Annotated in this window: 9 protein-coding genes; 2 read left to right on the top strand and 7 right to left on the bottom strand. The window is 62.6% G+C overall.

Annotated elements, in window-relative coordinates; translation table 11 throughout:
- On the bottom strand, nucleotides 1–447 hold a 447-nt coding region (locus EN906_RS15605), incomplete at its 3' end, for a pyridoxal-phosphate dependent enzyme (protein WP_127375245.1).
- A gap of 309 nt (nucleotides 448–756) precedes the next feature.
- Complete coding sequence (locus EN906_RS15600) at nucleotides 757–1,080, bottom strand: hypothetical protein (protein WP_023813492.1); 324 nt, start codon at nucleotides 1,078–1,080, stop codon at nucleotides 757–759.
- 176 nt (nucleotides 1,081–1,256) lie between these two features.
- Between EN906_RS15600 and mbfA the strand changes: the two genes are divergently transcribed.
- On the top strand, nucleotides 1,257–2,240 hold the full coding sequence (mbfA, locus tag EN906_RS15595) for an iron exporter MbfA (protein WP_127269751.1): 984 nt from the start codon (nucleotides 1,257–1,259) through the stop codon (nucleotides 2,238–2,240).
- A 165-nt stretch (nucleotides 2,241–2,405) separates the two neighbouring features.
- On the opposite strand, the gene EN906_RS15590 is transcribed toward mbfA, so the two are convergent.
- From EN906_RS15590 to EN906_RS15580, 3 genes are all read right to left on the bottom strand, one after another.
- Nucleotides 2,406–2,750: an antibiotic biosynthesis monooxygenase gene (locus tag EN906_RS15590; RefSeq protein ID WP_127268914.1), complete on the bottom strand. Its 345-nt coding sequence runs from the start codon at nucleotides 2,748–2,750 to the stop codon at nucleotides 2,406–2,408.
- Complete coding sequence (locus EN906_RS15585) at nucleotides 2,747–3,079, bottom strand: NIPSNAP family protein (protein ID WP_127268912.1); 333 nt, start codon at nucleotides 3,077–3,079, stop codon at nucleotides 2,747–2,749. Before EN906_RS15585 ends, EN906_RS15590 begins: the two co-directional genes overlap by 4 nt.
- Nucleotides 3,080–3,142: 63 nt before the next feature.
- Nucleotides 3,143–3,358, bottom strand: coding sequence for a DUF1127 domain-containing protein (locus EN906_RS15580; RefSeq protein WP_127268910.1), 216 nt, complete (start codon nucleotides 3,356–3,358; stop codon nucleotides 3,143–3,145).
- Between the two features lie 68 nt (nucleotides 3,359–3,426).
- Here EN906_RS15580 and EN906_RS15575 point away from each other — a divergent pair, with 68 nt between their 5' ends.
- Nucleotides 3,427–4,101, top strand: a complete 675-nt coding sequence (locus EN906_RS15575; RefSeq protein WP_127268908.1) for a winged helix-turn-helix domain-containing protein — start codon at nucleotides 3,427–3,429, stop codon at nucleotides 4,099–4,101.
- Nucleotides 4,102–4,113: 12 nt separating this feature from the next.
- Here the strand turns inward: EN906_RS15575 and ligD are convergent, their stop codons facing one another.
- A complete protein-coding gene (ligD, locus tag EN906_RS15570; RefSeq protein WP_127268906.1) occupies nucleotides 4,114–6,630 on the bottom strand; it encodes a DNA ligase D in 2,517 nt (838 codons plus the stop codon).
- A 12-nt stretch (nucleotides 6,631–6,642) separates the two neighbouring features.
- Nucleotides 6,643–7,512, bottom strand: a complete 870-nt coding sequence (locus EN906_RS15565) for a Ku protein (RefSeq protein WP_127268915.1) — start codon at nucleotides 7,510–7,512, stop codon at nucleotides 6,643–6,645.
- Between the last annotated feature and the right edge of the window lie 194 nt (nucleotides 7,513–7,706).

The following is a 7,706-nucleotide window of genomic DNA, read 5'->3' as shown; positions in this document are numbered from 1 at the left end:
GTCGAAAGGCGGCACCAGCACCATGCCTCTTTCCATGTAAGGACGGATCACGGTCATGCGGTCGTCGCGAAAGCGGTCGAACGGGACCACCTCCGCGCCCATCTTGCGCACATTGGCAATTTTCATCGCCGGCGCGTCTGAAGGCATGGCGATCACCGCCTTGACGCCGAACATCGCGGCCGAGGCGGCGACGCCCTGCGCATGATTGCCCGATGAGAAAGCGACGACGCCTCGGCTGCGCTCCTCCGCGCTGAGCGACGACAGCTTGTTGTAGGCGCCGCGGAACTTGAACGAGCCGGTACGCTGCAGCGTCTCCGGCTTGAACAGGATGCGGCCCCCGAAGCGTCTGTTCAGCTCCTGCGATTCGATCAAGGGGGTTTCGATGATCAAGCCGGAGAGACGCGCGGCGGCGGCGTGGATGTCGGCGATGCCGGGAAGGGTGGTCATGGTGGGTCCTGTGGGAAGATGTTGCCCTTCATGATGCCCGCAAAGGGAGGTGGCGCACCATGGGAAAAATGTGACCGTTACAAAGTTTAGCGAGTCATGATCGGCGTTTGCGCCGCCCCTCATCTGGCTGCCGCCATCTTCTCCCCGTAAACGGGGAGAAGGACGCTGTCGCCTTTGGTTTCGCCAATCTTCAGCGTTGCAAGGGGGTGCGGCGCTTCCCGCCAGCTTCTTTCTCCCTGTTTACGGGGAGAAATGCCCGGCAGGGCAATGAGGGGGCAGCGCCGAGATCGGCCAAATTGGCCACCCAATCTAGCCAAGCAAAGTCCTCTGCCTCTTGCCCCCACCCAGCTTGCGCCAGTTGTTGAAACGGTGGCTGGCGGCGGCAAAGGATATCTTCATCTGCTGGGCGACCGAGTAGCGCGACTTGCCCTCGTCGAACATGCGGTAGCAGCACTCGACGCCCTCCTCCGTCAGTTTGCCGTCCGGCGCCTTGTTGTGCGGGTTGGCGGGGTCGAATTTCTCGACCTGCTGCTCGACCAGGCCCTTCAGGCGCTGCAGGTCGGCCTCGATGCTGGCGATGAGATCGAGAACGGGCTTGGGATCATAGGGGTGCGGAGGCTGTTTTGCCGTCATCTGCCGGTTCCTTGTTCTTGGCTTGAGTCCAGCAATATAGGTGAACATTCACTGATAATGAAGAGTCACCGCGGGCGTGGGGCTTCAACAATTCTTGACCGCGACCCAAGCGCGCAATTGACCGAAGGTGTTCAAAACCCTAGTTTAGAACTATTCTAAACTAGGGTGAATTCCTCATGCTTTCCCGTGTTTTCGGCTTCGGCCGCCGCCCCTTCGAATCGCTCTCCGAACAGGAGATCCTGGCGCTGGCCATTTCCTCCGAGGAGGATGACGGTCGCATTTACCGGGCCTATGCCGACGGGCTGACGGAAAACTTCCCGCAATCGGCAAAAGTGTTCGAGGAGATGGCCGAGGAAGAGGATGGCCATCGCGATGCGTTGATCGAGCTTTTCCGCAAGCGGTTCGGCGAGCGCATACCGCTGATCCGGCGCGAACATGTGAAGGGTTATTACGAGCGCAAGCCCGACTGGCTGGTCCGGCCGCTCGGCATCGAGCACGTGCGCAGCCATGCCGAGGCGATGGAGCGGCAAGCCTACCTTTTCTATGTCGAGGCGGCCAAGCGCACGGCAGATGCTTCGACGCGAAAACTGCTCGACGATCTGGCGGTGGCCGAACTGGGCCATGAGACCCTGGCGCAGCGGCTGGAACAGAAACATGTGCCGGGCGCCGTCAAGGCCGAGGAGGCCAGCGCCGAGCAGCGCCAGTTCATCCTCACCTATGTGCAACCAGGGCTGGCCGGGCTGATGGACGGGTCGGTGTCCACTCTGGCGCCGATCTTTGCCGCTGCCTTTGCCACGCACGACACCTGGCAGACGCTGCTGGTCGGGCTTGCCGCCTCGATCGGCGCCGGCATTTCGATGGGCTTCACCGAAGTCGCTTCCGACGACGGCAAGCTGTCGGGCCGCGGCTCGCCGATCAAGCGCGGTCTGACCGTCGGCATCATGACGACGCTGGGCGGTCTCGGACACGCGCTCCCCTATGTCATTCCGCATTTCTGGACGGCCACCGGGGTTGCCGCGGTGGTGGTGTTCTTCGAATTGTGGGCGATCGCCTTTGTCCAGAACCGCTACATGCAGACGCCTTTCCTGCGTGCCGCCTTCCAGGTGGTGCTGGGTGGCGCCCTGGTGTTCGCGGCCGGCGTGCTGATCGGGAATGCATAGTTTTTTCCCTTCCCCCCTTGTGGGGGAAGGTGGATCGGCGCGCAGCGCCGAGACGGATGAGGGGTGTTCCAGCGGAGTGAGACGTTGGCGTTCCCTGGAACACCCCTCATCCGTCGCCTGCGGCGACACCTTCTCCCACAGGGGGAGAAGGAAGAAACTTGCCACTCACCCATTCACCGCCCGGCTATCCCTAGGCGCCTCGTCTCTCTCCGTCAGTCCATAATCCCTCATCACATGGGCGATGCGCAGACGGTAGCCGGCAAAGATACCGCCCCGGCCGGCCTTCTGCGCCTGGCGGTGTTCCTCGGTGTTGCGCCAGGCCTTCACGGCTTCCTCGTCGCGCCAGAATGACAGCGACAGGATGCGGTTCGGATCGGCCAGGCTCTGGAAACGCTCGATGGAAAGAAAGCCGTCAATGCCGTCGAGCAGTGGACGCAGGTCCGCGGCGATGCTCAGATAGGCGTCGCGCCGGCCTTCCGCCGGCTCGACCTCGAAGATCACGGCAATCACGGCAGCACCAGTTTCGCGTGCGGGCCTGAGGCCAGTTTCAGGAACATGCGATCCTCCTTCAGGATGAACCTCTCGCGCTTGGCGAATTCGTAGTTTGCCTTGCCGGTGGGATCGGCGGCAAGCCGGGCGCGATAGGCTTCGTAGGCGGCCAGGCTCTCGATGTTGTAGGCGGCATACGCGGTCGTCGCCGAGCCCTCATGCGGCGCGTAGTAACCGATCAGATCGGCGCCGCAGCGTGGAATGGCCTGGCCCCAATTGCGCGCATACTCCTCGAAGGCCGCCTTGCCGAACGGGTCGATCTCGTAGCGGATGAAGCAGGTGATGGTCATTGTGGTCTCCTTGGGGTGCGTCGATAGTTCGAGCGGCATCGAAACGTTGTGTCGTCTGGTCTGCTAGGGCTGCCAGAAGGACTTCGCGCATTCGCGGCGCACGTCTTGCCGCGTTAGCCCAAGATCGCGCAGCTGATGATCATCCATCTCGGCAAGGTCCAGACGCTGCAAATGGCGGTCATACCAGCGGGCCAGCAGCCGCGAACGCAGCCAGGTGACGAACGGGAAGAATTGACGGCTGGGGAGCGAGGCTGAGGGGAAAGCGGTTCGTGCGGCCATCGTCGTCTCCTTGATCTCACCTGAGAATAGTGATTATCTGACAAGAACGCTTCGATGAGGAACGAACTATGCGTGAAGGACCCGACATCGCCAGCATCGCCAGCCTGGTCGGCGACCCGGCACGGGCAAACATGCTGAATGCCCTGATGGGCGGCACGGCGCTGACGGCGAGCGAACTGGCGCTCGAGGCCGGCGTTTCGCTGCCGACCGCCAGCTCGCATCTGGGCAAACTGATGGAAGGTGGGCTGCTCACGGTGGCGAGCCAGGGCCGGCATCGCTATTACGGCCTCGCCGGACCGCAGGTGGCCGGCATGATCGAAGCCATCACAGGCGTCGCGGAAGCCGTCGGTCCAAAGCGTGTGCGCCCCGGTCCGCGCGATGGTGCCATGCGGGTGGCGCGCGTCTGCTACGATCACCTCGCCGGCGAGCAGGCGGTGGCGATGCTCGATCGGCTCGTCGCCAAGAACGTATTGGTCCGCGACGAACAGGAGATCAGGCTCGGGCCATCGGCGGCTTCGCATTTCGCGGCGATAGGCATCGACGTTTATACCAAGCCGCGCCGGCCGGTGTGCCGCGCCTGCCTCGACTGGAGCGTGCGCCGTTCGCACCTCGCCGGCACGCTGGGCGCCGCCATCCTCGAGAAGATCCTGGCCGAGAAATGGGCGCGCCGCGAGAAGGACAGCCGCGCGGTGATCTTCTCGCCGCCGGGTAGACAGGCGTTTGAGAGGGTGTTTCTGTCTTGAACGGGCGAAGCGTTAACCCCGCCTCAGAGCCTTGCCCTGCTTAAAGAAATCCGACCACGGATCGGCTTTCGCCAGCTGTTTCAGCGTAGTCTTGCCGCCGATCGGGAAAGCGTTCGGCGCCAAGCCGGCCTCGATCTCTGGCCAGGTCACCGGCATCGACACGGTGGCGCCCTTCTTGGCGCGTGACGAATAGGGCGCGACCGTCGTCGAGCCCCTGCCATTGCGCAGATAGTCGACGAAGATCTTTCCAGTGCGCGCTTTTTTCGACAGCGTCGCCGTGTAGCGGTCGGGGGCACCCTGCTCCAGCGCACGGGCAAAATCATGGGCGAAGGTTTTGACCTCATCCCAATCCGCCGCTGGTCTCAGCGGCACCATGACGTGAAAACCCTTGCCGCCCGAAGTCTTGACGAAATTCGGCAGCGACAGCTCGTCGAGCTTGCCCCTGATATCGAGTGCCGCCTCGCGGACCGCTTTCACGTCGATACCTTCATCGGGATCGAGATCGAAGATGATCTGGTCGGGCTTTTCGATCTCGTCGATCGTGCACCCCCAGATGTGGATCTCGACCACGCCATACTGGACCAGTGCGGCGACACCATCGAAATCCCGGATGTACAAGATCTCCTCGCCGTCAGTCGGATCCTTCATGCGCGCGATCTTGTCGCTCATACCGGCCGAGGCATGTTTCTGGAAGAAACGCTGGCCACCGACACCGTCCGGCGCCCGCACCAGGCTGAGCGGCCGGTTGACGACAAACTGTTCCATGCGCGGCCAAACCTGCGCGTAATGGTCGAGCAGGCCCTGCTTGGAGATGTTTTCATCCGGCCACAGCAGCTTGTCGGGATGCGAGAGTTTTACCGTGGTCGTCATCGATCCGGCGGCTTTGCCACCCGATGCCGGCTTGGCCGTGCTCTTGCCTGTCGATGTCTTGCCTGTCGACGCTTTGGGCTTTTCCTGCACGACTTCCTCCGCCGGCTTGTCCTCGCGCAATCCCTGGAACGAGGCGTGGCGTATTATACGGTCCGAGGTCCAGCTGCGAAACTCCACTTCGCCGACAAGTTCGGGCTTGACCCAGACCAGGCCCTTGCCCTTCGGCACGGCGGTGGAGAAGGGCGATGTCTTTGCCGTCAATGCATCGAGTTTTGCCTTCAGCTCGTTGGCGCCCTTGCCGGAGAAACCAGTGCCGACGCGGCCGGCATAATGCAGCTTGCCGCCCTCGTGGAAGCCGACCAGGATCGAGCGCAGGCCGCGCCCGGTCTTGTCCGACGGCAGATAGCCGCCGATGACGAATTCCTGCCGCGCCGTGCATTTCGACTTCACCCAGGTCGGGCCGCGGCCGCTGCGATAGGGTGCATCGGCACGCTTGGAGACGACGCCTTCCAGGCCCATCCGGCAGGCATGCTCCAGCATGATCTTGCCGGGTTCGGAAAAGTGGTCGCTGAAGCGGACCGCCGGATTGTCGGACTGCTTGCCGAGCAAATCCTGCAAGGCCTGCTTGCGCTCGACCAGCGGCTCGCGCCGCAAATCCCTTCCATCGAGGCGCATCAGATCGAATACGTAATAGATGAAGCGATTTGTCCGCTTCGCCGACAGATCCTGCTGCAACAGCGCGAAAGACGAGACGCCGCTGTCGGCGAGCACGACCACCTCGCCATCGATGATGGCGTCGCTGCACTTCAGCCCGGCCAGCTCCGCGACGATCTCGCCGCCGAACTTCTTCGTCCAGTCGAGGCCGGTCCGGGTCAGCAGCCGCACATCGGTGCCGGCGATCTGCGCCTGCATGCGATAGCCGTCGAACTTCACCTCATGCAGCCAGTCCTTGCCCGGCGGCGCATCGCGCTCCAGCGTGGCCAGCTGCGGCTCGATGAAGTCGAGTTTCTTGCCCGCGGCCTTCGTCTTGCCGGCGGCCGGCTTGTTGGAATGCCAGACCTTCGGCTTCTCACCCTTCGCGGCCTTGCCCTCGCCGACCTCCTCGATCGTCAGGCCCGACTTCACCGATTCCGGCGCCTCCTTGAGGATGTCCTCGCCAGGACGCGCGGCGGCATCGTCCGACTTGATCAGCAGCCAGTTGTCGCGTTTTTCACCCGCACGCGGCTTCAGTCGCACCAGATGCCATGCCCCATGCAGCTTGTGTCCCCTGAGCTCGAAGCTGATATGGCCCTTCTTCATCGCCTTGGCCGGGTCGATCTCGGGGGTCCAGGTGCCCTCGTCCCAAACGATGACCGAACCGCCGCCATATTCGCCCTTGGGAATGGTGCCCTCGAACGGCGCATAGTCGATCGGGTGATCCTCGACATGCACGGCCAGTCGCTTCTCATGCGGATCAAGGCTCGGGCCGCGCGTCACCGCCCAGCTCCACAGCACGCCGTCATGCTCGAGGCGCAGGTCGTAATGCAGCCGCGTCGCGGCATGCTTGTGGATGACGAAGATGCCGCCCGCGCCGCCCTGCTTGGTCCGGGCGACCTTGCCGGCCGGTTCGGCGGTTTTCTTGAAATCGCGCTTGGAGTGATATTGTTCGAGGCTGGCCATCCGTTGGGTTCCTCAGGCCGATTTGCGTTTGGGCGCGCTGGCTTTCGGCTTGGCGCGTTTGGCCGCCGGCTTGGCTTTCGCCGACGAAGACCTTTTCGATGATCCGGAATCTGACAGGCTCTTCTTCAGCGCGTCGAACAGATTGACGACATTGGAAGGCTTGGGCGCCGCCTTGGCCTTCGGCGCCTTGTGGCCGGCCTTCTTGGCGCGGATCAGCTCCAGCAGCGCGTCCTCGTATTTGTCGTCGAATTTCGAGGGATCGAACTTCGTCTTCTTCTTGTCGATGATCAACTCGGCGAGGTCGGTCATCTCCTGATCGGTCTTCACCGACTCGATGTCGCCGAAGACGGTGTCCTGCTGGCGCACCGTGTTGTCGTAGCGCAGCGTCGTCAGCACCATGCCTTTGCCGAGCGGCTCGATAACCACCGGCCGTTCGCGTCGGTAGAGCACGATACGCGCCAACCCGGCCATCTTCTTGCCCGCCATCGCGTCGCGAATGACGGCGAACGCTTCTTCCGACACCTTGTCGGCCGGCGCGACATAATAGGGCGTATCGAGATAGATCTGCTGGATCGAAGCTTTGTCGACGAAACCGTCGAGCGCCATCGTGTGCGAGGATTCGATCTGCACCGCCTCGATCTCGTCTTCCTCGATATGGATGAAATCGCCATCGTCGAGTTCATAGCCCTTGATCTCGTCATCCTCCCCCAGAGGCTTGCCGGTTTCGGCATCGACATAGAGGCGCTTCACCGTGTTGCCGGTCTTGCGGTTGAGAATGCGAAACGAGACCCGCTCCGTGTGGGTGACGACATTGGTGAGTTCGACGGCACAGGTGACCAGCGAAAGCTTTAAATAGCCTCTCCAGGCCGGACGCGGCGCCATGATATCTCCCTTCCACAACCAGATGAAGGTGAGAACGGACAGACCGCGCTCCAGTTCCGCGCTCACGGACCGATCTGGATGCCAAGGGCGCGCCCGAGGCCTTATGGCCGCCAGCACCTGAATTTCGCGGGCGCGGCAAAAGTTGAAACAGAACCGCGCGCGCGCGACATTCAAACGAAACATATGTGATGCAA

The sequence above is a fragment of the Mesorhizobium sp. M7A.F.Ca.CA.004.06.1.1 genome, from assembly GCF_003999135.1.
Lineage (GTDB): Bacteria > Pseudomonadota > Alphaproteobacteria > Rhizobiales > Rhizobiaceae > Mesorhizobium.
The sequence above is the reverse complement of the archived record's forward strand: the minus strand, read 5'-3'. Positions and strand labels throughout refer to the sequence as shown.

Excerpts from the sequence above, each read along its gene's own strand:
- EN906_RS15600 (WP_023813492.1), bottom strand. The coding sequence starts at position 1,080 with ATGACGGCAAAACAGCCTCCGCACCCCTATGATCCCAAGCCCGTTCTC.
- mbfA (WP_127269751.1), top strand. The coding sequence starts at position 1,257 with ATGCTTTCCCGTGTTTTCGGCTTCGGCCGCCGCCCCTTCGAATCGCTC.
- EN906_RS15585 (WP_127268912.1), bottom strand. The coding sequence starts at position 3,079 with ATGACCATCACCTGCTTCATCCGCTACGAGATCGACCCGTTCGGCAAG.
- EN906_RS15580 (WP_127268910.1), bottom strand. The coding sequence starts at position 3,358 with ATGGCCGCACGAACCGCTTTCCCCTCAGCCTCGCTCCCCAGCCGTCAA.
- EN906_RS15575 (WP_127268908.1), top strand. The coding sequence starts at position 3,427 with ATGCGTGAAGGACCCGACATCGCCAGCATCGCCAGCCTGGTCGGCGAC.
- ligD (WP_127268906.1), bottom strand. The coding sequence starts at position 6,630 with ATGGCCAGCCTCGAACAATATCACTCCAAGCGCGATTTCAAGAAAACC.
- EN906_RS15565 (WP_127268915.1), bottom strand. The coding sequence starts at position 7,512 with ATGGCGCCGCGTCCGGCCTGGAGAGGCTATTTAAAGCTTTCGCTGGTC.